Genomic DNA, 23626 nt, shown 5'->3' on the forward strand with positions numbered 1-23626 from the left:
GCAATTCATTTGCACAACGTTTTATAGTAAAACATTAAAGTTTTGAGAACTGCATTCGGACTTATGAAGAGATCTATCCTCGGATTGATGTATTTGATTCAGGGCATGCGTCATGTCGGAATTGACGTGGATGCGCGTTTAGCCAATATGGGAATACAGGCCGATGCTTTAGATCCTAGTTCAATTATTCCAGATGAGATTGAATGGGATATTTTGCAGCATATTAGTCAGGATATTTCACCTGAACAAGGTTTATTTATCGGTCAGCATTATGCGTTAGCGGGTTATGGGCCTTTCCTGATGCTATTGGTTACTAGTGATACCTTGCATAAGGCACTATTAAATGGGGTTCAGTATCAGCAACTGACTCATCTTTTTGGTTCATTGCAGTTAAAAATAGAAGATGACTTAATCTATTTACTGTATCGACCGATTGATTTAAGTATGCATTTAGGTCAATTGAGAGCGCAATGTGAAATCTCGGGCACTTATAAGTTTTTACAAGATATCTTTAAGATGATGGGACTTGAAGTCCCTCAAATTCAAATTGAACTGCCATTTCATCGACCTAAAGATTTAACACTGCTTGCAGCATATCAAGATTACTATGGGCAAGATGTCAAATTTGGATGTGCGCAAGCTGCTTTTATTTTAGAAAATACACAAATTTTAAACACAAAAATTCCGTCTGCCGATATTTTGACGTATCGCATTTATGAAGAAAAATGCCTACAGGATATTCAACATTTAGAAAAAACTGCCAGTCTCAAATTGACGGTGGTTGAGTATGTTGAGGATTATCTAGAAATGCAAAATGGGGTGATTCCAAGTATGGCGGAAACGGCGTGTGCATTGGATATTCCTGAGCGTACTTTGCGGCATCAATTGCAGCAAATGCAGACCAGCTATAAAGAAATTCGTGAAAGATTAATCAAACAGAAGGCAATAAAGTTTATTGAAAATAGTTCATATTCAATCGAACAGGTGGCCGAAATGTTGGGTTATTCTGAGCCTGCAGCATTTAATCATGCCTTTAAAAGATGGTTTGGACTGAGCCCTCGTCAATATAATCGAAATCATTAAATGATTAAAAATGGTACATTATGATGTTTAAACTCTATGATAATTAAGCCTAAAATCTAATGTCATTGAACGGAATGTTCGATATAATTTTCACCAATTAAAATTGCAATAACACCTTATGTCAAATTCTAAACCAGACTCACATAGCACTGCATTTATCCCAACATCACCTGCCGAGCGTTATGCTCAAGCAATTGAGTCAGGACAATTCATGCCAGATGAAGCACAAGCTCAGGCTGTGCAAGAGTTAGATCGAGTATGGAAAGAGTTACACACTCGCTATAAGGCTTCAAAGAAAGCATTTCGACGTTTCCGTCGTCAGACTTATCCTAAAGGCGTTTATATGTGGGGTGGTGTAGGTCGTGGAAAAACGTGGCTAATGGATCAGTTCTATGAATCTGTACCATTTCGCCGTAAAACACGTATGCATTTCCATCATTTTATGCAACATGTACATAAAGAGTTGAATAAACTTTCTGGCCAACGTAACCCTTTAGATTTGGTTGCTGATCAAATTTATAAGAATGCCGTTGTCATTTGTTTTGACGAATTTTTCGTATCGAATGTAACCGATGCCATGATCTTAAGTGATCTGTTCCAAAAGCTGTTTGAGCGTGGAATAACATTGGTTGCAACGTCAAACATTGCACCAGATGGTCTATACAAAAATGGAATTCATCGTGATCGTTTTATTCCGACGATTGAGTTGGTGAAGAAGAACTGTAGTGTTCTGAATGTTGACGCTGGGGTGGATTATCGTTTGCGCGTATTAAAGCAGGCGCAATTGTTCAAATATCCATTAACCGATGATGCTCAAGCGTGGTTATCTGGTCGTTTTAAAGCTTTGACCCAGACACAGGCGCAATCTAATTCTCCAATCATGATCAATAATCGTGTGGTAGAAACTTTAGGCCATACTGAAGATGTATTGTGGTGTGAATTTTCAGAGTTATGCTTTAAACCACGTAGCCCAGCCGACTTTATTGAAATCGCGAATATCTACAATACGGTTTTGGTCAGCAATGTTCCACATTTGACCGATTTCCTGTCAGAAGGAACACGCCGCTTTATTTACTTGGTCGATGAGTTCTATGACCGTGGTGTAAAACTGATTCTTACCTCAGAAGATTCAATTATCGATCTTTATGAAGGCGAGAAATTGGCCTTTGAGATTGAACGTACGCGTTCACGCTTATTAGAAATGCAATCGGATGATTATCTACATTCGGAGCATCGACAAATTCAGGTCGCACAGACTTCATAAATGAAAAGGCATTCTTCGGAATGCCTTTTTTTATAAACTTACATGGATAAGGCTTTATTCTTGGTCAAATTTTGCTATAACTAGATGAGTTTGAAAAAGGGAGTGTGTCACATAAGGATAGTAAAAACTCATTATTTGATATTTTGATAAGTATAAAAAGTTGTGTTTGTCAATACTTCTAATGGGGAAAATGCTTACTATTTAGGAATGTGATATTACTATTCAGGCTAGTATAAATCAGTATACTAGAATTCTTGTTATAAAAAGTTAGCACCATCAGGAAAGACAATGACTGCACGTATTCAAAAAGGCAAGCTAGCGATTGCTAAAGAACTTTACGATTTCATCGAAAATGAAGCTTTACCAGGCACTGGTTTAGATAGTGAAACTTACTGGAAAAACTTCGAGCAAGTCGTTGTAGACCTTAGCCCAAAGAACAAAGCATTATTGGCTAAGCGTGATGATCTTCAAGCAAAGATTGATGAATGGCACCGCAATAATAAATTTGAATTAAATGCTTATAAAGCATTCTTAACTGAAATTGGCTACTTGGTTCCAGAAGTTGCTGACTTCCAAGTAACAACTGAAAATGTGGATGAAGAAATTGCTTTATTGGCAGGTCCACAATTGGTTGTACCTGTACGTAATGCACGTTATAGCTTGAATGCTGCGAATGCACGTTGGGGTTCTTTATATGACGCGCTGTATGGCACGGACGTAATTTCTGAAGAAGGCGGTGCAGAGAAAGGCAAAGGCTATAACCCAGTTCGTGGCGATAAAGTTATTGCTTTCGCAAAAGATTTCTTAAACCAAACTTTCCCCTTGGCTCAAGGTTCGCATGCAGATGCAACTCAATATGCAGTGGTGAATAATGGTTTAGCTGTAACCTTAAAAGATGGTTCAACCACTTCTTTGGCACATGAATCACAATTTGTTGGTTTTAATGGCGAAGCTGCAAGCCCAACTGAGATTGTTTTATTAAATAATGGTTTGCATGTGATTATCGAAATCGATGCCAACAGCCCAGTAGGTAAGACAGACGCTGCTGGTGTGAAAGATTTAACACTCGAAGCTGCGGTTACAACCATTCAGGATTTGGAAGATTCTGTTGCTGCGGTTGATGCTGAAGAGAAGGTTGAAGGCTATCGTAACTGGTTAGGCTTAATGAAAGGTGACTTACAAGAGTCAATCGAGAAAAATGGTAAGACCATTACTCGTACCTTAAACAAAGACCGTACTGTTCAGAACCTGATTGGTGGCACGACTAAATTACATGGTCGTTCATTGATGTTGCTTCGTAATGTGGGTCACCTTATGACAAACCCAGCCATCCTTGTTGATGGTCAAGAAGTGTTTGAAGGCATCATGGATGCTCTAGTGACTCCATTACTGACAGTTGCGGATATTCGTGGTCAAAACGAAAACCAAAACTCTCGTAAAGGTTCAATGTATATCGTTAAGCCAAAAATGCATGGTCCAGAAGAAGTTGCATTTGCGGTTGAATTATTTGAGCGTGCTGAACAAGCAATTGGTTTGCCTGCAAAATCACTCAAAATCGGTATCATGGATGAAGAGCGTCGTACCTCTGTAAACTTGAAGAACTGTATTGCTGCTGCGAAAGATCGCACCATCTTCATCAATACAGGCTTTATGGATCGTACAGGTGATGAAATCCATACCTCTATGGAAGCTGCACCAGTTGTACGTAAAGAAGCAGTTAAAACACAAAAATGGATTGCTGCTTACGAAAACCGTAACGTGGCAATTGGTTTAGCATGTGGTTTACAAGGTAAAGCGCAAATTGGTAAAGGCATGTGGCCAAAACCAGACAGCATGAAAGACATGTTGGCAACGAAGACTGCACATCCAAATGCAGGTGCATCTTGTGCATGGGTTCCATCTCCAACAGGTGCTGTACTTCATGCATTGCATTATCACCAGATCAATGTAAAAGCACGCCAAGATGAGTTGGCTGCTGAAAACATGTTGTCATTAGATGACTTGTTAACACCACCATTTGCGCCAGAAACAAACTGGACTGCGGAAGAGTTAAACAACGAACTTGAAAATAACTGTCAAGGTATCTTGGGTTATGTGGTTCGTTGGGTAGACCTTGGTGTTGGCTGTTCTAAAGTACCAGACATTAATAACGTTGGTTTGATGGAAGACCGTGCTACTTTACGTATTTCATCTCAACACGTTGCAAACTGGTTACGTCACGGTATCGTAACGCGTGCGCAAGTTGAAGAAGTGCTTAAACGTATGGCAGTGATTGTTGATCAGCAAAATGCCAATGATCCATTGTATACACCAATGGCACCAAACTTTGATGGGATTGCATTCCAAGCTGCTTCTGACTTGATCTTCAAAGGTGCAGAGCAACCATCAGGTTATACAGAGCCATTATTACATGCTGCACGTTTAAAATTAAAAGGTTATACAGGTGATTAAGTTCATCTAAAATAAAAAAGCCTCTTCGGAGGCTTTTTTATTGTATATGTAGCGTATGGACTTTAACTGTAAAAATATAGGCTCAATTTAAGTGGGTCAATTCAGCTAGAACAGGATAAAACATCATCTTGATGAAATTTTTGTTATAATTCTCGCAGTTTGATCATTTAGCCGAATCATAACGATGTCACAAATTTTAAAATTAGATGCTTTAAAACAAGCGCAAGTTTCTACTTCGCCGTATCCTTACTTTGTCGTAGAAAACTCGATCATAGACAGCGAAGTGAAAGCTGTTATTCAGGATTTCCCAAAGATTGAACAGGGTGGTAGCTACAACATTGAAGATGTTGAAATTAAGCCTAATTTTGATCGCTTTTTAAAGTCTTTAGATACCAAAGAATTCCGTCAGATTTTAACTGAAAAATTTGATGTGGATGTGATGGAACATCCGATGATGATCACCTTACGTGGTTATTCACGCCAAAAAGATGGTCGTATTCATTCTGATTCGAAAACCAAACTGCTGACTATTCTGATTTATCTAAATGAGTCTTGGGATGCGCCTACAGGTCGTCTACGTATCTTGAATGATGAAAAGAATATGGATGACTACGTCGAAGAAATTGATGCGGGTCCCGGTACATTGGTTGCATTTAAAGTGACTGATAATGGTTGGCATGGTTATGTACCTTTTGAAGGACAGCGTCAGTCAATTCAAATTAATTTTTTAACCAGCGATAAAGCCAATGCCAAGCACCGCTTTATCCACGGTTTAAGTGCAAAAATGAAAAAGTTATTTGGCTAATTTATGCAATTAGAAAGAGGAGGCTTGATACCTCCTTTTTTTAACTTTGTTTTTAAGGATAAATACTCAACAAACTATGTGTGCCAACTATAAACCATTAACAGTCGAGCAAGCTCAACAGCTTGGTTTACCTTTGATTCCATTTGAATATGGGGAAGAAGTTTACCCAAGTTATACAACCCCTTTACTATTTAAATCAGAGCAAGGGCTGGAGTGGCGGGAAGTATTGTTTGGTTTGGTACCAAAATGGTCGGAAGATACCAATATTTCCAAGCATACTTATAATGCTCGACACGAAACCATTTTTCAGAAACCTAGTTTCTTGGAGGCGGCTTCCAAGTGCAAATTTGGTGTTATTCCTGTTTCCGAGTTCTATGAAAGTAAATACATCGATAATAAGCCTCAAAGATGGGGTGTACGTCGTAAAGATGGAAAGGCTTTCTTTATCGCGGCTTTATATGAGATCAGAAAGTTGGGCGATCAGGTGATCCGTTCGGCAACCATGCTTACGATGGATGCCATAGACCATCCGATGATGAAAGATTTCCATGAGCCGGGAGACGTAAAGCGGTCAGTGGTGGTTATTCCACATGAGCGCTTAGATGAATGGTTAAGCTTAAAACAACCACATCAACTCTATGAATTTATGCAGGGTTTTCCTGTAGAAGAATTTGAGTGTTCCCATGTTCCTAAAGCAAAGATTGTAAAAATAACACCGCAACTGAATATGTTTGATTGAGCTTAATATTTGAGTTGATGAGATAAAAAAAGGCTTCCTATTGGAAGCCTTTTTTGGATCAGTTGCTTAGCGCGCAAGATTTTTAAACATATGGCGCAGAATTTCCATTGTCTTTTCAATTTGCAATGGCGTTAACCCATCAAATGATTGTTCGAGGATAACTGAGGTAAGATCATTAATTTTAGTAATCATTTCCTGACCTTTGTCTGTTAGATAGACGCGAGTGATACGACCATCTTCCTTGCATGAATACGTATCGATATAGCCTTCATCTTTGAGGCGATAAACAATTTTGGTTGTGGTCGACATTTTGGAAATGACCATGTCGGAAAGCTCTGACACACTGGCATGGGGTTTGACATGCAAGGCAATGAGAATACGGCGACGAGAATTGTCTAAGCCATATTTTTTGAGCACGTTATCGATATTTTGAACGTACTGAGCATTTACTTGAGAAATCCAGTAAAAAGGAAAGTCTTCCAGGTTAAATGAATCGGCTGTAGGTAAAAAACGCGCATATTTTTTTGGCATCACTTATTTCCTATACTTGCACAAGGAGCCACTCCTAGTCGCTCCTAGATTCCATGAAATGTCTATAACTTGCCTGTTAAAAAAATCGATCCTCTGATTTTTTTAGCATTCCATTTTTTAACAAATCTGTTCAAAGATAACGGTGAAATTATCTTTATTCTCAACGAATAAGTCATCATAAAATTCACATAAATCAGCTATTAATGATGTACTATCCAGTCGTCTTTCCTTCAAGGTTGTCCTACAGCCTAGCATTACTGCTTATTTGTAGAATAATCATATTGTAGAAAAAAAATACGATTTTTGACGTGACATTTTTATAATATTTTCTGTCTAAAATGTCATAAATATACGAAATCAATATATTTACAAAATAAATAACGCTTAAAAAAATAGCTAATACAACTATTTGAATTAATCAATTGGTTAAAATATAGCACATAAAATTTTTTTAAAAAGTTGAATAAATACATTCTTTATCACATTTTTTCGATGAAATTTTAAAATTTGCAGCTTTGAATAGATTTTGATGGGGCAATTTAGATATAAATTTGGTGTGTAGAACGAATAGTGAGAAATCAAAAAAGATATGAAAGGGATAACAATTGAACTTCGGAGATTAAATAGATAAAAAGACGCATCTAAACAGGATTACAGGTTTAGATGCGTAAAGTGCAAAATTGTGATGACTCATGTTTTTCTTAAAGCTTAAGTTCATTTTCCATCAGGGGCCATAGCTTTTGATGTGACTTTTTAAACATCGACATATGTCCAATTTGTTTGTAGCCATGTTGTTGTGGATTTAATTCAATCAATTTGGTTGGTGCATTGGGGTATAAGCGAAGTAAGTCTTTGACATTGGCTTGAGTGGCAATTTCATCATCAGTTGCCCAAAAAGAAGTAATCGGGCATTGAATTTCTTGATGATAATCTTCGAAGATACTTTTACCAATTGCATTCATGACATAACCAGGTTTACTGCAAAACTCAGCCCATTGTTTTGCAACATTTTTAGGGAGGTTTTCTCCCATCCCAATAAATTGAGTTGCGCCATAACCTTTCAAGAAGCTGGAAACTGGGAAAATAACGTTAAACATAACGGGCGCAAGGATTTTAGTTTTACCTTTCAAGCCTTTGACATGACCTGTAGAGCCAGCGATCGCCAAAACCTTAGCAACCTTGTTATAGTTTGAAGTAATCCCAAGTAATTGCCCGCCAGCACTATGCCCAACAATAATCACTTTTTCAGCTTGAGTTCGCTCTAATAAGGTCTCAATTGCGGCTGGAATATCATAAATTCCCCAGTCATTTATACTGGCCGTAGAATTCTTGAGCGGGCCATGAAGCGATTCACCTATACCGCGAAAATCAAAACTTAAAACGCTATAACCTTGTTGGTTAAGCCATTGTGCGAAAGCATGATAGAAATTTTTGGTAATGCCTGTCGCTGGACAAATCAAGATCGGGTAGGGTTTGGTATGATCTTGTGCAGGATAAAATTGGGCTGCAAGTTGATAGTCATCTTTGCAGCTCATCCAAAAAGATTCATAACTCTTCATTAGAAAGATACTCTTATATGTGCATAGTATTACTTTACACAAGTTCCAAAAAGAAACTCGTTTAAAAAATGACTTAAAAGTCAAATTTTATGTAATATACGCACACAAAAGGAATATTTTAATTTCGGGGATGTTATGTATGTTTTAAATACGGCAACACAGCTTGCTATTGTATTTAGTGGGATTTTTCTATGGGTGGGGATGCTGACTGGAGTTTGGAAATATTATCAAATTAGACAAACAGCGCAGGCAAGAGCACATTATTATGTGGATATTGCACATCGGAGTAGTCTGCTTTACGCGGCAGCCAGTTTGATTTTAGCAGCATTAAGTTTTTTTACAGTTCTATCTGATTCAATCGCATTATTTTGTGTTGTTGCAAATCTATTCTTCTTTGCGATGTCGATTTTAATCTATATTTTGCATGGATTATTAAGAGATACAACCAATCAATTCAAACAGCCGCATCAAGTGGGGAAATGGACTTTACCAGCATGGTGTATGACGTTGATGATGTTGAGTTTAATTCTTGTAGAGTTGGGTGCAACTGGGATTTTAGTATTGGGAACTATTGCTCAATTTTTACATTAAAAAATGGATGATCACTCATCCATTTTTCCTAAAGAATTTTTTTGGCGCACTGCGCTTAACTGTCGAAACTTTCGATCAACGATCGCCCACATACAAAAGGCCAGAGATACAATCAATGCATATGCAAAATATTCGGGTTTTAAATTACCTTTAATTGTGCCTTGAAATAACAACGTGACCATTAAGGCAAGCGTTGTAGTTGCATATACGATTGAATCATTTGCCTTCAGAGCGTTAATGAAGACTTGCTTGTTGAAATGTATTGATAACATCTCCATCCCTCCTTGTTGTGACGACAAAACAATGTGTTTTTGTCTGAATTGTTTTTTAAGTTGTACTGCTATTTTCTGAGCATTTCAATAGGGATAGTGACTATTTTGAAAATAAATTTCTAAATGTATTGATTTATATAACTTTTAAGTATTTTTTATATTGATTTATACTATTTTTTAGTAAAATATTAGCCATTATTTTTACATTTTGAAAAGTTTGCCAATCAACTAATTCAATTGAAATAGTTGTTTTTAGATCACAAATAAAGACATTGAGGCATATTTGACAGCGTCAGCTTTAAGTTAAGAAAAGAAAGATTTGTCGTAAACAAAAAATGAGCGTTGGATAAAAGAACATTTCTTGTATAGCTAAAATCATGTTTGGGTAAAACATCATTTTAACGACAAATCATTTTAATCTTTAGATGCCGATACGCGATCGACCACAATTGCAAAAACAAGAACGATCAGCGATGGGAGTAACCATGCGAGATTTTGTTCGTTCAATGGTAAGTGCTGAATAAAAGTCGGTAATTGTGCAGTAAAACCAGCCGCTTTAATTGCTTCAAAAATACCAAAAAGGAAAGCAACAGCAGTCACAGATCCAACCACGATGGACGGATTGTTCCAACGTTTCCAGAAGAAGCTGAGCATGATCACGACAATCGCTGGCGGGTAAATTGCACTGAGTACAGGAACTGAGATTGCAATCAGCTTTGTTAGACCTAGATTAGAAATCAACAAAGAAAAGCCAGTCAGGATAAAAACAAGTAACTTATAAGATAAACCTGTCAATTCTGTAAAATATTCAGCGCAAGCACAGGTAAGACCAATTGCGGTTACCATACATGCAAGGAAAATTAAGATGGTTAAGAAATACGATCCGTAATCACCAAACGCGTGTTGTACATAAGCATGCAGAATGATTGCACCATTGGCTGCATTAGGCGCGACTTCATGACTGCCCAAGCCAAGTTTAAACAAGCTGACATACACAAGCGTGAGTCCAACACCCGCAATCAAACTTGCGATAATGGCATATTTGGTAATCAGTTTTGTATCTGTCACACCACGTGATTGGATCGCTTGAATGATTACGATACCAAATACCAGTGCGCCTAAGGTATCCATGGTCAAATAACCACTAACGAAACCTTCAGAAACAGGACTTGCGATATAGTTGTTGACTGGTGCTGAAATCATACCTGTAGGGATCGCAAATGCGGCGATACCTAAGATTGCCAAGGCAATGATTTTTAAAGGAGCCAGTACATGACCAACCGTATCGAGTAGTTTATTTGGATACAGTGAAACTGCAGTCACAAATGCAAAATACACAATACTATAAATAAGAAGGCTGCTACCTGATGTACCAAAATACGGAGCGAAGCCAATTTCGTAAGAAACTGTTGCAGTACGTGGTGTTGCAAAGAGTGGACCTACAGACAAATAGCAAACAATGGTGAGCAGTAAGCTAAAGAAGCGTCCAAGTGGAGAGCTGATGATTTCGATTGAACCTTTCATGCGAGATAAGGCCATAATCGTAATGACAGGCAAACCAACTGCGGTAATTAAGAAACCGAAGGCCGCAAGCCAGACATGTTCACCAGCCTGCTGAGCAACGATTGGAGGAAAGATAATATTGCCTGCGCCAATAAATAACGCGAAGGTCATAAAACCTAAAGCAATGATATCTCCTGTACGAAGTTGATTCATAAAGAGGGAGGCATAAAATAAAAGTGCGAAGTTTAGAACAAAAATGCGTTCTTTTGAAACTAATTTATGTGAAATTTGGTTGATTTTTGACTAAAAAGAAATGATGAAAATCATATAATTAGTAATGGTAAAGCTAATGTGTTGAAAAGCTTTCCAAAACTCGAAAATGCAGAAGGGTATAGATTCTTTCGTATTGGCCTAACTGAATTTAAATATCAAAAATAAAATGCTCTTTTAGTCTTAAATAGATTGAAGATTTCAATGGGAAGGCGTACAAATATTGAAATACTTTATGCAGTCCCCATATTAATTTTTCTGCATGTGATTTTAATCTGATTGATGAATAAGGAAAATCTCGAATGAGAGCTTCTACTGTGACCATTAAAACTGAACAAGATCTGGAGAAATTACGTATCTCTGGGCGTTTAGCGGCACAAGTGTTAGAAATGATCGGGCCTTATATCAAGCCTGGCGTTTCAACTGAATATTTAGATGATATCTGCAATGATTATATTGTGAATACATTGCAGGTGATTCCAGCCAATGTGGGCTATCACGGTTTTACCAAAACGACTTGTATTTCTGTCAATGAAGAAGTATGTCACGCCATTCCTTCCGCGAAAAAGATTTTGCAAGAGGGTGATATTTTAAATATCGATGTTGCTGTGATCAAAGATGGTTATTTTGGTGATACTAGCCGAATGTATTTTGTTGGTGAGCCAAAGCCTGAAGCGAAAAAACTGGTTGAAACCACTTATGAAGCGATGTTAGCAGGTATTCATACAGTGAAACCTGGGGCAACATTAGGTGATATTGGCTATGCTATCCAATCTGTTGCGCAGCGTGAAGGTTATAGCATTGTGCGTGAATACTGTGGGCATGGTATTGGCCGTATTTATCATGAGCAGCCGAACATCTTGCACTACGGTCAGAAAGGACAAGGTTTGGTTCTGAAAAAAGGCATGGTATTTACCATTGAGCCGATGGTCAATGCTGGAAAACGCCATGTCCGAGAGCTGAATGATGGTTGGACTGTGGTGACACAAGATAAATCATTGTCTGCTCAGTGGGAGCACATGGTTGCTGTAACTGATGATGGCTTTGAGCTATTAACGCCATGGCCGAATGGCACAGGACATTATCCAGCCGTTTAAGTTATCCGATAAAAAAAGCGCGATTTCTAATCGCGCTTTTTTTTAGTTGAGCATTGGGTAAGTTGTTCAACCAAATAATCAATAAAAACACGAACAGCGGGCAATAGACCGCGTCTCGATGGATAAACGGCGTGGAAAATACCGTGTGGTGCCGTCCATTCGGGTAAGACAGTCACAAGTTGCCCTGTTTTTACAAAGTCTTGGGCAATACTGTCGGGAAGCAGGGCGATCCCACAGTTTTGAGTGGCTAATTCCGCCAGCATCAGTAAATTTGAACCCATAATCACTGGGTTTACTTTGATCTTTTTCTGTTGATGGTCTGGACCTGTGAGCAAGAACTGTTGATCGAGATGATCTTCAGCCATGCTGATAATACGATGTTCTGCCAGCTGTTCAGGCGTAGTAAGATTACCAAACTCATTTAAATAGGCTTGGCTGGCAAAAAGACGTTGTTCAATTGCTTCAAATTGACGTAATACTAGGTTCGGATCGTCATCTAATTTAGAACGAACACGCAGCGCTAGATCGACACCTTCATTGATGACATCAATACGGCGGTTGCTGATCATCATCTGTACCCGAACTTCAGGATATTTCTTCAAAAATGCCGGTAGGATTTTCGCCATCTGGTTTTGAGCAATATCGACTGGCACACTGACTTTAATGACACCACGTGGCTGACTGCTCAAATGATTGACCACATCATGCGCTGCTTGGGCTGCATTCATCATCACTTGTGCATGTCGGTAAACATCCATCCCAATATCAGTCACGGCAAAATGGCGCGAACTGCGTTGAATTAGACGTACACCCAATTGTTCTTCAAGATTGTAAACCCTACGGCTGAGTTTAGATTTAGGAATGTCAGTTGCACGTTCAGCAGCACTAAAGCCACCATGTTCTACAACCAGCGCGAAGCAATAAAAATCATCTAAATCCGTTAGCATTACGCTATAAACTCCAGCTTATTGTGATCAAGTTAAATGAATATAAAAGTGATTATTAAACATTGTGGGCTAATAATATAGCCCGTACCTGCTGATATTGTTCCATTCGCTCAAAATCTTTTGCGGTTGGCGATGGAATTCGAGATAAGTCCATATTGTCAGTGATATCAGCCAATTTCACAACACGTGCCAAAGGGTTTTGTACAGTGCGCTGAGCGGCTTCGATTCGAGACTCACCATCCTGTTTTGTGAGTGCAACGATTGCATCGATAATGTGTGCTTGGAATCCTAAAGCTTGTAAATCTGCAATGCTTGTTTCTGTATCTTCTAAGACATCGTGCAGAACAGCAATGATCTTATGATCCATACTGGGTACATTCAGCATCACTCTGAGTGGATGTAAAATATAAGGGGCATTGGCTTTGTCGACTTGGCCCTCATGTTGTTTTGCGGCAAATGCAATCGCTTGTTCTAATGTCGCCATCAGCTAAATCCTCCGCTTCAAGATAGATTAGCGCGTCATATTCTTTTAAACTGGCTGAAATTTTTTGCGCTTAAGTATTATGTCATATCAACTTATCAATATTGTCGATGCGACCCAAAACATTGTATGTCCTTTTTGTCAGCATGCGGTTCTAGACTGGGATCAAGAGCAGTATATTCAACCTTGTGAACATACGCTATTTATGGCAATGGATTTAGGTTTTGAATTTATTGCTGATCGTTTTGAAGAAGTTTTACCCCAGTCAGTAGATGAAATTCATGAAGATCCAAATATGAATATTTTTGCTAGTGTTACTCAAGCTCACTATGCCGACATGCACATTTATAAAGCAGATTTAGGTGTAGAAGGGTTATTCCGCTATGTTGGATTTAGTCAACATTAAAATCCTGCCAATAAAAAAGCCAATCATTTGATTGGCTTTTTGCTTAACAGCTTATGCTTCAGGTGCTGGGCTGTACTGTTCAACTAATGGTTTTAACTCACCATTTTGGAACATTTCAAGCATGATATCGCTACCACCAATAAGCTCGCCATTGATCCATAATTGTGGAAAAGTAGGCCAGTTCGCAATTTGAGGTAAAGTTGCACGAATATCTTGATTTTCCAAGATATTTACATAGGCAAATGGACGACCAATTTGGCTAAGTGCTTCTACTGCACGAGCAGAAAAACCACATTGCGGGAATTGTGGAGTGCCTTTCATGTAAAGTAAAACAGGGTGTTTCGCAATTTGATCACGAATTAACGCTACTGTATCACGCGCTTGTTCCGTCATAGATAGATCCTCAACTAATCTCCTTGCATTATACCTAAAAAAAAGCGCGGCGGAGGATTGCGAAAGATTTTTCTTATATAAATGTGACTTTAGGCTTTCAATCTACGCAAGTTTTTGCTTATATAACTTTTTTCACCACAACTACTGATAGATTGAGTTTGTTATGACTAATATCACTCTTGCTCCTGTGCAACCTGATCAACCATCACATCTTATGGCAACCTATGGTCGCCAAGCGATCAGCTTTGTACGAGGACGAGGGGCGTATCTATATACGGCAGAGGGTACAGAATATTTAGATGCGTTAACGGGGATTGCTGTGTGCGGGTTAGGACATGCACACCCTGTTATTGCTGAAGCGATTGCTGAACAAGCTGCGACTTTGGTGCATACCAGCAACCTATATGAAATTCCTTGGCAAACAGCTGCAGCACAAAAACTGGCTGCAGTTTCAGGGATGGAAGAGATCTTCTTTTCAAATAGTGGTGCTGAATCAAACGAAGGTGCGATCAAAATTGCACGTAAATTTGGTGCCCAACAAGGCATTGCATACCCTAAAATTTTAGTCGCGGAACAATCTTTCCACGGTCGTACACTTGCAACCTTATCCGCAACAGGCAATAAGAAAGTACAGGAAGGCTTTGCGCCCTTGGTTGAAGGTTTTATTCGTGTGCCGTTTGGAGATGTCGAAGCAATTCAAGAAGCAGCCATCAACCATCCAGATATTATTGCTATCCTGATTGAGCCTATCCAAGGTGAAGGTGGCGTGAATACAGCACCACAAGGGTTTAGTTACTTGGAGGATGTACGTGCGCTATGTAATCAGCACAATTGGTTGATGATGCTAGATGAGATTCAAACAGGGAATGGCCGTACAGGTAAATACTTTGCTTATCAACACACCAGCATTATTCCTGATGTCATGACTACAGCCAAAGGCTTAGGAAATGGCTTTCCAATTGGTGCGGTGATGACACAAGGTAAAGCTGTGGGTTTACTGGGTGCAGGCAGCCATGGTTCAACTTATGGTGGAACAGTGCTAGGTTCACGTGTGGTATATACCGTACTTGATACTCTGGAAAAGGAAAATGCAGTTGAGAATGCTGCTACAGTAGGTGCCTATATTGTTGATCAACTCAGAGCGCAATTGGCAGATTACAATGTTCAAGTGCGTGGCTTTGGCATGATGATTGGGATTCAGCTACCAAAAGACTGTGCTGAACTGGTTGCGATTGCACGTGATGAATATAAGCTGATTATCAATGTAACGGCTGGTTCAGTGGTACGTTTATTACCACCATTAAACATGACACAAGCACAAGCAGATGAATTGTTAAAACGTCTTGTGCCTGCTATTCAAAATTTCCTTAAAGCTTAACGAAACAATATCTATTAAAAAAGGGCAATCAACTTGCCCTTTTTTATGTCTGATTAAATCTTTAACCAGAGATATATTGTTGCAGCTGTTCAATCAGAATCCGTTGATCGTCCATTGCGGCTTTAACCAAATCGCCAATGGAGATAAAGCCGACAAGCTTCTCTTGATCGAGTACAGGTAAATGACGTAAGTGACGATCAGTCATCAGGTTCAGGCATTCCTCTACCGTATGGTTTAAACCTACAGAAATGACCTTGGCCGTCATAATGTCAGCAACAGGGGTGTTGTTTGAAGAACGTTCCATTAAAGCAATCTTACGGGTGTAGTCACGTTCAGAGAAAATTCCAACGACTTTCTCATCTTCGGCAACGACTAAAGCACCAACACCTTTTTCTGCCATAATTTTAATTGCTTCAAGTACAGTCGCATTGGGTGAAATGGTGAAAATTGATTGTACTGCTTTATTCTTGATGACTTGAGCAACGATTGTCATTGTTTATCCACCTGTGTTGTATTGTCATTTTCATTTAACTTAACGGTATTTTTTTTAAATGCAAAGCCCTAATTTCATTCCAATGATAACTTTTCTTCATGAGTGTCTAAAAAGTCATCATTGGAATAGAGAGAATAATTAAACCGTCACTGCTGATTGATGTGGCATAAAGAAGAAATGCTGCATTTGCTGAGTTGAAAGTTTAAATTTACGATGTGAAGAGTTAAATAAAGCAGGTTCAACTTGTAAACGGGTTAAAGTTGGAAGCAAGGACTCATGGAAATCTTTCGGCGTAATCTTACGTGGTGTGTAGTTTTTCCAGTGTGCTTTAGCATAGCGATGAGCTTGTACGCCGTTTAGCCAAAAGGGGAATACGTGACCATCTTGATCCGATTTGATTGCCCAACCCTGATGGTATAAACCCCAAAGAACGCCACAATACATCATTGTTTTTAGAATTGAAATTTTAAACATCAACTCACGTGAGACTGGTTGGAAATGGCTAAAACGATACATGTTATTAAACTAATATTCTTAAACTTATGTTTTATTATAAGAAAGATAGATGGCAGTTATGTTTAAACAATTGATCTAAATCGTAAGCAAATATTGTAGGTATCTCATCCAAGCGGTTAAAGCTTTACTGCAGCGTAAGTCAAAATATGAAGAACCATGTTGATTCGTTTTAAGTAGGTATTAAAAAACGCCACCTAAGTGACGTTTCATTATGCTTGTAAGGTTGCCATCTTCTGCCAATACTGTGCTTTCAAGGAATCACGTTCTACTCGGAAGCCTTGATAATACAACTCTGCTAAAAATAATGCCGCTTTACCGTGACCTGCTTTAGCTACTTCTTCAAGCTCTTTCACTGCATCTTGGAAGTTTTTTTGCGATTGAATTGTATTTACCGCATTTGCATATACATGCTCTAGTTCATGGTGTGTAAATTGTTGAATCATATATAACTCCTTATTTTAATTATGATTACCGCAAATTCTATTCAAAGTTACTCTACTTTGAATTTAAGCTACTTTAACTTAGATTTGTTAAATTATTATGACAAAATTGATTGAATTGTCAAATATATTCGGTGTTATTACGTAAATAAAATCTTACACGATTAAACATTTGTCGCAAATAATTTTAAGTAAAATCAAAGTGAGAATAATAGAAAAGGAGAATAACATGTCCAATGTCATTGATGGCGTAACTGTGGATGTTCCACCATTAGAAAGTCAAATTATTGCGTTAGCTCATCATCATCGTCAATTACTTGATGAAGCCATTTTCCATCAAGAAATTCACTTGGGTGATTACTGCTTAGCACAACGTAAACGCGTGTATGACTTTGCGAGTCATTTAAGTCCTGAACAAAAAGATCAGTTTTATAGGATCTACGATGGAGAGTTGAAAAATATTGCTGATGATGATGACTTGCATCCTGCGGATGCTGAAAGTGGTGTTGGAATGTTTGCCATTTTTATTACCTTGGTCATCATTGCATTTATTTTGTACTTTTCCTTCGTTCGTACATTAGTCAGTTAATCATTGCTAAAGTAGTGTGCGTTCAATAAGTTGTGGAATTGTGACTTATTGAACGTTGTGCTTGTCCTTAGCGAATCAGAGACTTACACTACCTCTAATTCGAGGTAGATTATGTTGTCTATAATTTTTAAACATAAGGTTATGCAATCCAAATTAGGATTTAAGTTGGACCAATTTTACAATGTTTTGGTCGGTATTATTATTTTGTCTATTTTTATACTTGCGTATAACGCATTACAACGTCCAATTAACACAGCGCAGTACCAAAAAGTTGTTCAGTATGCACAACAGGCCAGCCATCCAAGAACACAGCATTTGGCCGAAGATACTTTGGAGCAGGCTAAAATTCGACGTGTAGATTATCTAAAGCTTTTAAATGCTTACCAATTTGAATCGAATCGTATTAAACAATATCCCGCAATGGCAAAAGAAGATGAGTGAGTTTTAAACGACTCATTTCTATTGATAAATGAATGGCTTGTCACGGTCGGGAAAACGAAATCAATTTATGCTAGACTGACCGTCTTTTTTAAAGCTGCTTTATTCTCAAGGAATCGACATGCAACAGCAATCGAATATGCAAAATAAATTCTTGATAGATGCTGACATTGGTGATGATGATGTCACATTACCGAATTTACCTGCTGTCGATGTTCCCATTATTGATGAGCCAGTTGTAAAAACTACAGTTGAGACGCCAGCACCTGTAACAATTGCAGCAACAGCACCTGTTGTCGAAGAAGAAGCCCAAGCTACGGGATTCTTTGGCCGCATGAAAGATGGTTTGACTAAAACACGTCGTAGTTTCACCGATGGTATGGTCAATATCCTGATTGGTGGCAAAGAGATTGATGACGAGTTATTAGAAGAAGTTGAAGAACAAATGTTGGTTGCCGATATTGGTGTAGATGCAACCAAAACCATTATTGCCAATTTGACTGAAAGAACAGCTCGTGGTGATTTGATCTATTCCCATGCGTTGTACAAAGCACTGCAAGAAGAATTAGTCGCTTTACTCGCACCGCGTGTTAAACCACTGCATATCGATCCTAACAAATCACCTTATGTGATTCTCATGGTCGGTGTAAATGGCGTGGGTAAAACCACAACCATCGGTAAATTGGCGAAGCGTTTACAAGGTGAAGGTAAGAAAGTCATGCTTGCTGCAGGTGATACGTTCCGTGCGGCAGCGACTGAACAACTGCAAATTTGGGGTGAGCGTAATGACATCCCTGTGGTTGCTCAAGGTCACGGTGCAGACAGTGCTTCGGTTATTTTTGATGCTTTTGAAAGTGCGCGTGCTAAAGGCATTGATGTCTTGATCGCGGATACTGCAGGGCGTTTGCAGAATAAAGCCAACTTGATGGAAGAGCTGAAAAAAGTGAAGCGTGTGATGCAAAAGATTGATGCAACTGCGCCACATGAAATTATGCTCATCGTTGATGCTGGTACGGGGCAAAATGCAATTAACCAAGTTCAGCTGTTTGATGAAGCGGTTGGCTTAACTGGGATTACCATTACCAAGCTTGATGGTACAGCAAAAGGCGGCGTGTTATTTAACATTGCAAGTCGTACCCATGTGCCGATTCGTTATATCGGTGTGGGTGAGAAGATTGATGATTTACGTCCTTTCTCAGCTAAATCATTCGTTGCTGCATTATTTGAAACCGATAAGTAATTAAATTGTGTTAAAAAAGACTCCACGACATGTGGAGTTTTTTATTTCGAATAAAAAATAAGACTGTTTCAAAAATAAAACGATCTGTCATGTTTTTTAGACTATTCCTAAAAAATGCGTCGTTATACACTACATTCAATCCAAGATAACGCCCCAAAGGGCACAAAGGTAGGAATAACAACATGAGCAACTTCTTAAATAGCATTAAATCACGCCGTACCATTTATGCGATTGGTAAAAACCTTACAGTTGACCAAACTAAAATTGAAGAGACCATCCGTGAAGCGGTAAAACACAGCCCATCATCATTCAACTCGCAAACCTCACGTGTTGTGACTTTGTATGGCAACTCTCATATTAAATTTTGGGAAATCGTACGTGAAACTTTGCGTAAAATGGTACCAGCAGAAGCATTTGCAAATACAAGTGCAAAAATTGATAGCTTTGCTGCTGGTTTTGGTACAGCGTTATTCTATGAAGATCAAGATGTTGTAAAAGGCTTACAAGAGCAATTTGCATTATATGCTGATAACTTCCCAGTATGGTCAGAACATTCAAGTGCAATCGCTCAGTTCGCAACATGGACTGCTTTATCTGAAATTGGCGTGGGTGCATCATTACAGCACTACAATCCAATTGTTGATGCAGAAGTTGCGGAAACTTTTGATATTCCAGCAAACTGGAAATTACGTGCTCAGCTTGTATTCGGTTCAATCGAAGCAGCTGCAGGCGAGAAAACATATATGGATGATTCTGCACGTTTCAAAACTTTTAACTAAGTTAAAACGAGTAGCAAAAAAGGGGCACTGTTTAGTGCTCTTTTTTTATTTCTACGAATGGAATTTCAAGTAGTGCTGACGAAATGGGCAGCTTTGTACATACTTTGCGAGAACTGGTAATCCAGAATGTTGAGTTAGAGGATAGTAGAAAAAGAATGATTGGAGAGTTTTTGGTTTAAATAGTTGATTTAAATTAACTATTTACAGGATAAAGTATTAGGTTTAGATAGTAGAAAAGGTTTGCACAAAGAGGTGTTGAGAATAAATAATATGATTGCTAGAGTTGTTTCAAAGATTACTTTTAAAAAAGCACTTTAAAGTGCTTTTTTGTTGTCTTGTTATTTTCATAATAGTTTGCTTTTATGGTTGTTCAGATTAATAGGAATTCATCATGAAAGAAGCAATAGAACAATATCGCCAAGAACGAGCAACATTAGAAAATGAGATTTCAGATTTCCTTGAGAAGAAATTTGCAGAATTCAAAGACAAGACTGGTGCGGAAGTCATTCACCTTGAGGTAGAGTTTGATTCAACTGATGATGAAGAAGCGGAATTCTTTATTTCGAGTGTGTTTATTGGAACTGATCTTTAATTGAATCAAGAAATAAAAAAACCTCCTTCGAGAGGTTTTTTTATGGGAAATTTATTTTACTTGTGAAGTAAAAAAATATAAGAATTACATCATCAAGGATCTTTCGTAAAAGGGTTATGATTTTTTATAATAATCATAAGTTTTTGTTTTTAATATTTAATTTGAAATAATGGTGAGTAAATAATAAAATATACACTTGTCTTTATTTGTTTTGTGTTGAGTTTTTTTGGTGAAAAAATTAGTAATTCTTCTTATAAGTACGGTAATTTGTGGTTCGGTGTATAGTGCAGATGATATCTTCAGCAAAGATAAATCACTTTTAATTCTAAATAATGATGAGCCTCATAAAGAGGTTAAAAGTAGTGAACAGTTTGATTTCTTTGAGTCGATGAAGCAACAAGAACAAGATCGTGTCAATCAACGTAATTATGAATTAGAGCAAGCGCACGTAGCACAACAACATACATCTAATATGAGTCCTCATGATAGGTCCCAATATTATCTGGAACATAGACATTTCGATGCTTTGAATGCACAAGGTCATGAGCAACAGTTCAACTCAATTTTGAAGGCGAAGAATAGAGGTTTAATTTCTGAAAAAGATTATCAGCAAAGAATTGCAAAACATAATCCGGTGCCATTGGATCAGAGAAATAATCAACTTAAATTCTCAATCCCAATTGGGGAATAAGTTAGTTAACGGCAAAGCTCATCAAAAGATGGGCTTTTTGCTTTTCTGTGGTATAAATTATCACCAACTATAAGGGTGATATATCTCTCTGTTGGAAAAAATGGTGCTAGAGTTAATTTAGGCAAAAAAGGTGTTAAAACTACAGCAGGTTTGCCAGGGACAGGATTGTCATATTCAAAATTCAGTAGTTGTAGAAATAAAGTGGAGCAAACGACTAATGAGAGAAATAATAGTTCAATTGGCTTTAGAGTTCTTTTTTTATATTTAATTTTTTTGCATAACTATTTAGGGCAACGAAATGATGAGGAATACTTGTCTTTTGGGAGTTACGCTTCTCTCAATTAATGCATGTGCTGACTATCAAAATATTGGGCAGGCTACTGGTGATGACCGATTATAGCAATTATCAAAAACTTTATCTCAGGGTTCTTATACTCATTCTAGTGATATGTACCTTCCAAATGTTTCAAACGTCTCAGTTAAATTACGTGAAAAAACAATTGAATTGAATGAAGAAACGATCGACAAAAAATATGATAGTTCATTTCATGCAATTGCTAGAAGATATGTAAATAGCAATGCCCTTAATGTTAGAGATAAACCAAATGGTACTGTTATAGATCAATTAAAACGGGGCCAGAGTGTTTTGATTTACGATGTTGCTGGTGAATGGGAACGGATATCAAAAGAAGGTGAACTACAGAAATGGGTAGATTCTAATTTGCTTTGTTCATCAGTTAATTGCTATAAGTCTTCGAACAACACGGTTAGCCAAAGAGTAGTTAACAAATCTGTAAGTACTAACACTTATGTGACGCCAAGAAAGCAAGTTACTACAATTAGTGGTTGTTCATGCGGAACTGGTAATTATTCTTATGGATCGCGTGGGGGAAGATTTTGTTATACATTTGGCGGATATAAATCTTACAGGTAAGATTTGAATGACTTCATTGTATCCATTTGATAAATTATGTGCGATAAATAACAATTGGTTGATTAAATGAAATACTTATTATTAGGGGGTATCTGTTTTATTATCTGTAAGTGCATTTGCTTATGACACAAAGTCTATAAGAACATCGACAGAGGCTGTTTTTATAGGTGATACCGAGGAAAGCATGCTATCTAAGTTAGGAAGATCTAAACCCCGTTATTTTGTTTACAACTATGATGGCTTTGTTTGTGCAGCGACAGAGTATAAATACGAAATTGACATGTCTTTCTACACAGTGTTGATATGCCGTGGCAAGATTTTCAAAATTGATGTAAGCAGTAAATGAGATAAGAAAAATGAAAAAATAATAATTGGTTTTTGTATAATCCTGCTTTCCGCAGCAACTAATGCTGAGGTATTTCAATGTAAAGTCAATGGTAGCTTGGTATTTCAAAATAAACCATGTACAGGAAGAAAAGAGTAAATTAAACCAATCCGAGATAAACAAAATGAGTATAAAGATGCTATAGCTGCAAGAGAAAAATCTCAAAGAGAATATGAGGAAAGGATGGAAGTTAAGTCTACATCAACCAACATGAATTTTTCCGAATGCAAAAAAATGGCTTTATCTTCTCAGTTAGCAGTTGCGGGAAATTACAAAACTTCGGTTATTATTAATACTTCCAGTGAATATGTAGCGAGGATCTGCACAAATGATGGAAGTGTTTTTCTAACGTGTAGTGCAAGGAATAGAAAACTAATTACAATGACTTCACCATATTGCCCTTAAAATAGTGAGCTTAATTACTACTGTAGTGGGAAGTATCACAGGTGGTGGATTCATTATCCAGCATTTTGAGCTACATGATTATGCGACAACATGGGCGGGGTTAAGTGCTTTAGGTGGTTTATTCTTTACTGCTGGTTTGCCATTATGGGCAATCATGTCCCTGGACATCAACTACGTAAATACAAGGGAAGGTGCAACAATATTGGAGGTTGGTAAAGAGCTCAAAGATTTTAAAGATAATTTATAAATGTACTAATTTTAATGCCGCATTAGGGCGGTTTTACTCATATCAATTTTTCCATCATATCTAAACATTATTTTTGAATTCGATATTCTATATTTCACAAAAAATCA

Annotated in this window: 26 protein-coding genes and 3 pseudogenes; 19 read left to right on the forward strand and 10 right to left on the reverse strand. The window is 37.8% G+C overall.

Annotated elements, in window-relative coordinates:
- Nucleotides 1-63 precede the first annotated feature (63 nt).
- The 5 genes from F885_RS16420 to F885_RS16400 all read left to right on the forward strand — a co-directional run bounded on the left by F885_RS16420 (nt 64) and on the right by F885_RS16400 (nt 6342).
- A complete protein-coding gene (locus F885_RS16420) occupies nt 64-1083 on the forward strand; it encodes an AraC family transcriptional regulator (protein ID WP_004806683.1) in 1020 nt (339 codons plus the stop codon).
- 118 nt (nt 1084-1201) lie between these two features.
- Nucleotides 1202-2347 (forward strand): cell division protein ZapE, encoded by a 1146-nt coding sequence (zapE, locus tag F885_RS16415; RefSeq protein ID WP_005313475.1) that lies wholly within the window; start codon nt 1202-1204, stop codon nt 2345-2347.
- A 288-nt stretch (nt 2348-2635) separates the two neighbouring features.
- On the forward strand, nt 2636-4798 hold the full coding sequence (locus F885_RS16410) for a malate synthase G (protein ID WP_005153408.1): 2163 nt from the start codon (nt 2636-2638) through the stop codon (nt 4796-4798).
- 184 nt (nt 4799-4982) lie between these two features.
- Entirely contained in the window at nt 4983-5603 is a 621-nt protein-coding gene (locus F885_RS16405; RefSeq protein ID WP_005313478.1) for a 2OG-Fe(II) oxygenase, read from the forward strand.
- A gap of 76 nt (nt 5604-5679) precedes the next feature.
- Nucleotides 5680-6342, forward strand: coding sequence for an SOS response-associated peptidase (locus F885_RS16400; RefSeq protein ID WP_005188056.1), 663 nt, complete (start codon nt 5680-5682; stop codon nt 6340-6342).
- Between the two features lie 66 nt (nt 6343-6408).
- On the opposite strand, the gene F885_RS16395 is transcribed toward F885_RS16400, so the two are convergent.
- Both F885_RS16395 and F885_RS16390 read right to left on the reverse strand, forming a co-directional pair.
- Nucleotides 6409-6873 (reverse strand): MarR family winged helix-turn-helix transcriptional regulator, encoded by a 465-nt coding sequence (locus F885_RS16395; RefSeq protein ID WP_004653790.1) that lies wholly within the window; start codon nt 6871-6873, stop codon nt 6409-6411.
- Nucleotides 6874-7574: 701 nt separating this feature from the next.
- Entirely contained in the window at nt 7575-8432 is an 858-nt protein-coding gene (locus F885_RS16390; protein ID WP_005313484.1) for an alpha/beta hydrolase family protein, read from the reverse strand.
- Nucleotides 8433-8567: 135 nt separating this feature from the next.
- On the opposite strand from F885_RS16390, the gene F885_RS16385 reads away from it, so the two are divergent.
- Entirely contained in the window at nt 8568-9023 is a 456-nt protein-coding gene (locus tag F885_RS16385; protein WP_005204104.1) for a hypothetical protein, read from the forward strand.
- Nucleotides 9024-9034: 11 nt separating this feature from the next.
- Here the strand turns inward: F885_RS16385 and F885_RS16380 are convergent, their stop codons facing one another.
- Nucleotides 9035-9295 (reverse strand): hypothetical protein, encoded by a 261-nt coding sequence (locus F885_RS16380; protein WP_005204103.1) that lies wholly within the window; start codon nt 9293-9295, stop codon nt 9035-9037.
- 414 nt (nt 9296-9709) lie between these two features.
- A complete protein-coding gene (gene brnQ, locus F885_RS16375; RefSeq protein ID WP_005204102.1) occupies nt 9710-11011 on the reverse strand; it encodes a branched-chain amino acid transport system II carrier protein in 1302 nt (433 codons plus the stop codon).
- Between the two features lie 359 nt (nt 11012-11370).
- Here brnQ and map point away from each other — a divergent pair, with 359 nt between their 5' ends.
- Nucleotides 11371-12165: a type I methionyl aminopeptidase gene (map, locus tag F885_RS16370; protein WP_005313487.1), complete on the forward strand. Its 795-nt coding sequence runs from the start codon at nt 11371-11373 to the stop codon at nt 12163-12165.
- Nucleotides 12166-12191: 26 nt separating this feature from the next.
- On the opposite strand, the gene F885_RS16365 is transcribed toward map, so the two are convergent.
- Both F885_RS16365 and F885_RS16360 read right to left on the reverse strand, forming a co-directional pair.
- Nucleotides 12192-13112, reverse strand: a complete 921-nt coding sequence (locus tag F885_RS16365; RefSeq protein WP_004806707.1) for a LysR family transcriptional regulator — start codon at nt 13110-13112, stop codon at nt 12192-12194.
- 55 nt (nt 13113-13167) lie between these two features.
- Nucleotides 13168-13596: an HD domain-containing protein gene (locus tag F885_RS16360; RefSeq protein ID WP_005313490.1), complete on the reverse strand. Its 429-nt coding sequence runs from the start codon at nt 13594-13596 to the stop codon at nt 13168-13170.
- A 79-nt stretch (nt 13597-13675) separates the two neighbouring features.
- Here F885_RS16360 and F885_RS16355 point away from each other — a divergent pair, with 79 nt between their 5' ends.
- Complete coding sequence (locus F885_RS16355; protein WP_005204097.1) at nt 13676-13999, forward strand: hypothetical protein; 324 nt, start codon at nt 13676-13678, stop codon at nt 13997-13999.
- A gap of 51 nt (nt 14000-14050) precedes the next feature.
- Here the strand turns inward: F885_RS16355 and grxD are convergent, their stop codons facing one another.
- Nucleotides 14051-14392, reverse strand: coding sequence for a Grx4 family monothiol glutaredoxin (gene grxD / locus F885_RS16350; RefSeq protein ID WP_004639270.1), 342 nt, complete (start codon nt 14390-14392; stop codon nt 14051-14053).
- Nucleotides 14393-14555: 163 nt separating this feature from the next.
- Here grxD and F885_RS16345 point away from each other — a divergent pair, with 163 nt between their 5' ends.
- Nucleotides 14556-15770, forward strand: coding sequence for an aspartate aminotransferase family protein (locus tag F885_RS16345; RefSeq protein WP_005313491.1), 1215 nt, complete (start codon nt 14556-14558; stop codon nt 15768-15770).
- A 61-nt stretch (nt 15771-15831) separates the two neighbouring features.
- On the opposite strand, the gene F885_RS16340 is transcribed toward F885_RS16345, so the two are convergent.
- The 3 genes from F885_RS16340 to F885_RS16330 all read right to left on the reverse strand — a co-directional run bounded on the left by F885_RS16340 (nt 15832) and on the right by F885_RS16330 (nt 17222).
- Nucleotides 15832-16263 carry a CBS domain-containing protein gene (locus F885_RS16340; RefSeq protein ID WP_005313493.1) on the reverse strand — a complete coding sequence of 144 codons (432 nt, stop codon included), beginning with the start codon at nt 16261-16263 and terminating at the stop codon, nt 15832-15834.
- Between the two features lie 138 nt (nt 16264-16401).
- Nucleotides 16402-16779 carry a DUF2750 domain-containing protein gene (locus F885_RS16335; protein ID WP_004806719.1) on the reverse strand — a complete coding sequence of 126 codons (378 nt, stop codon included), beginning with the start codon at nt 16777-16779 and terminating at the stop codon, nt 16402-16404.
- A 209-nt stretch (nt 16780-16988) separates the two neighbouring features.
- Nucleotides 16989-17222, reverse strand: coding sequence for an SEL1-like repeat protein (locus tag F885_RS16330; RefSeq protein ID WP_004653777.1), 234 nt, complete (start codon nt 17220-17222; stop codon nt 16989-16991).
- Nucleotides 17223-17448: 226 nt separating this feature from the next.
- Between F885_RS16330 and F885_RS16325 the strand changes: the two genes are divergently transcribed.
- The 10 genes and pseudogenes from F885_RS16325 to F885_RS16295 all read left to right on the forward strand — a co-directional run.
- Nucleotides 17449-17808: a hypothetical protein gene (locus F885_RS16325; RefSeq protein ID WP_004806721.1), complete on the forward strand. Its 360-nt coding sequence runs from the start codon at nt 17449-17451 to the stop codon at nt 17806-17808.
- Between the two features lie 111 nt (nt 17809-17919).
- Nucleotides 17920-18249 (forward strand): hypothetical protein, encoded by a 330-nt coding sequence (locus tag F885_RS16320; protein WP_004806727.1) that lies wholly within the window; start codon nt 17920-17922, stop codon nt 18247-18249.
- A 118-nt stretch (nt 18250-18367) separates the two neighbouring features.
- Nucleotides 18368-19486 carry a signal recognition particle-docking protein FtsY gene (gene ftsY / locus F885_RS16315; protein WP_005313496.1) on the forward strand — a complete coding sequence of 373 codons (1119 nt, stop codon included), beginning with the start codon at nt 18368-18370 and terminating at the stop codon, nt 19484-19486.
- 182 nt (nt 19487-19668) lie between these two features.
- Nucleotides 19669-20265 carry a nitroreductase family protein gene (locus tag F885_RS16310; RefSeq protein WP_005204088.1) on the forward strand — a complete coding sequence of 199 codons (597 nt, stop codon included), beginning with the start codon at nt 19669-19671 and terminating at the stop codon, nt 20263-20265.
- A gap of 391 nt (nt 20266-20656) precedes the next feature.
- Entirely contained in the window at nt 20657-20857 is a 201-nt protein-coding gene (locus F885_RS16305; RefSeq protein WP_004806733.1) for a hypothetical protein, read from the forward strand.
- 229 nt (nt 20858-21086) lie between these two features.
- Complete coding sequence (locus F885_RS16300) at nt 21087-21548, forward strand: hypothetical protein (protein WP_005204086.1); 462 nt, start codon at nt 21087-21089, stop codon at nt 21546-21548.
- Nucleotides 21549-21623: 75 nt separating this feature from the next.
- Nucleotides 21624-21893 (forward strand): DUF4236 domain-containing protein, encoded by a 270-nt coding sequence (locus F885_RS21410; protein WP_407636620.1) that lies wholly within the window; start codon nt 21624-21626, stop codon nt 21891-21893.
- Nucleotides 21847-22482 (forward strand): annotated as a pseudogene (locus F885_RS21375) (hypothetical protein). The gene F885_RS21410 and the pseudogene F885_RS21375 overlap by 47 nt, the downstream one beginning before the upstream one ends.
- A 66-nt stretch (nt 22483-22548) precedes the next feature.
- Nucleotides 22549-22828 (forward strand): annotated as a pseudogene (locus tag F885_RS21165) (hypothetical protein).
- 445 nt (nt 22829-23273) lie between these two features.
- A pseudogene (locus F885_RS16295) lies at nt 23274-23519 on the forward strand (hypothetical protein); the annotation flags it as partial.
- Nucleotides 23520-23626: the final 107 nt, after the last annotated feature.

It is taken from the genome of Acinetobacter higginsii (assembly GCF_000369845.1).
GTDB lineage: Bacteria > Pseudomonadota > Gammaproteobacteria > Pseudomonadales > Moraxellaceae > Acinetobacter > Acinetobacter higginsii.

What these genes read in the sequence shown, in the direction of transcription:
- F885_RS16420 (WP_004806683.1), top strand. Translation starts at nt 64, where the DNA reads ATGAAGAGATCTATCCTCGGATTGATGTATTTGATTCAGGGCATGCGT.
- zapE (WP_005313475.1), top strand. Translation starts at nt 1,202, where the DNA reads ATGTCAAATTCTAAACCAGACTCACATAGCACTGCATTTATCCCAACA.
- F885_RS16410 (WP_005153408.1), top strand. Translation starts at nt 2,636, where the DNA reads ATGACTGCACGTATTCAAAAAGGCAAGCTAGCGATTGCTAAAGAACTT.
- F885_RS16405 (WP_005313478.1), top strand. Translation starts at nt 4,983, where the DNA reads ATGTCACAAATTTTAAAATTAGATGCTTTAAAACAAGCGCAAGTTTCT.
- F885_RS16400 (WP_005188056.1), top strand. Translation starts at nt 5,680, where the DNA reads ATGTGTGCCAACTATAAACCATTAACAGTCGAGCAAGCTCAACAGCTT.
- F885_RS16395 (WP_004653790.1), bottom strand. Translation starts at nt 6,873, where the DNA reads ATGCCAAAAAAATATGCGCGTTTTTTACCTACAGCCGATTCATTTAAC.
- F885_RS16390 (WP_005313484.1), bottom strand. Translation starts at nt 8,432, where the DNA reads ATGAAGAGTTATGAATCTTTTTGGATGAGCTGCAAAGATGACTATCAA.
- F885_RS16385 (WP_005204104.1), top strand. Translation starts at nt 8,568, where the DNA reads ATGTATGTTTTAAATACGGCAACACAGCTTGCTATTGTATTTAGTGGG.
- F885_RS16380 (WP_005204103.1), bottom strand. Translation starts at nt 9,295, where the DNA reads ATGTTATCAATACATTTCAACAAGCAAGTCTTCATTAACGCTCTGAAG.
- brnQ (WP_005204102.1), bottom strand. Translation starts at nt 11,011, where the DNA reads ATGAATCAACTTCGTACAGGAGATATCATTGCTTTAGGTTTTATGACC.
- map (WP_005313487.1), top strand. Translation starts at nt 11,371, where the DNA reads ATGAGAGCTTCTACTGTGACCATTAAAACTGAACAAGATCTGGAGAAA.
- F885_RS16365 (WP_004806707.1), bottom strand. Translation starts at nt 13,112, where the DNA reads ATGCTAACGGATTTAGATGATTTTTATTGCTTCGCGCTGGTTGTAGAA.
- F885_RS16360 (WP_005313490.1), bottom strand. Translation starts at nt 13,596, where the DNA reads ATGGCGACATTAGAACAAGCGATTGCATTTGCCGCAAAACAACATGAG.
- F885_RS16355 (WP_005204097.1), top strand. Translation starts at nt 13,676, where the DNA reads ATGTCATATCAACTTATCAATATTGTCGATGCGACCCAAAACATTGTA.
- grxD (WP_004639270.1), bottom strand. Translation starts at nt 14,392, where the DNA reads ATGACGGAACAAGCGCGTGATACAGTAGCGTTAATTCGTGATCAAATT.
- F885_RS16345 (WP_005313491.1), top strand. Translation starts at nt 14,556, where the DNA reads ATGACTAATATCACTCTTGCTCCTGTGCAACCTGATCAACCATCACAT.
- F885_RS16340 (WP_005313493.1), bottom strand. Translation starts at nt 16,263, where the DNA reads ATGACAATCGTTGCTCAAGTCATCAAGAATAAAGCAGTACAATCAATT.
- F885_RS16335 (WP_004806719.1), bottom strand. Translation starts at nt 16,779, where the DNA reads ATGTATCGTTTTAGCCATTTCCAACCAGTCTCACGTGAGTTGATGTTT.
- F885_RS16330 (WP_004653777.1), bottom strand. Translation starts at nt 17,222, where the DNA reads ATGATTCAACAATTTACACACCATGAACTAGAGCATGTATATGCAAAT.
- F885_RS16325 (WP_004806721.1), top strand. Translation starts at nt 17,449, where the DNA reads ATGTCCAATGTCATTGATGGCGTAACTGTGGATGTTCCACCATTAGAA.
- F885_RS16320 (WP_004806727.1), top strand. Translation starts at nt 17,920, where the DNA reads ATGTTGTCTATAATTTTTAAACATAAGGTTATGCAATCCAAATTAGGA.
- ftsY (WP_005313496.1), top strand. Translation starts at nt 18,368, where the DNA reads ATGCAACAGCAATCGAATATGCAAAATAAATTCTTGATAGATGCTGAC.
- F885_RS16310 (WP_005204088.1), top strand. Translation starts at nt 19,669, where the DNA reads ATGAGCAACTTCTTAAATAGCATTAAATCACGCCGTACCATTTATGCG.
- F885_RS16305 (WP_004806733.1), top strand. Translation starts at nt 20,657, where the DNA reads ATGAAAGAAGCAATAGAACAATATCGCCAAGAACGAGCAACATTAGAA.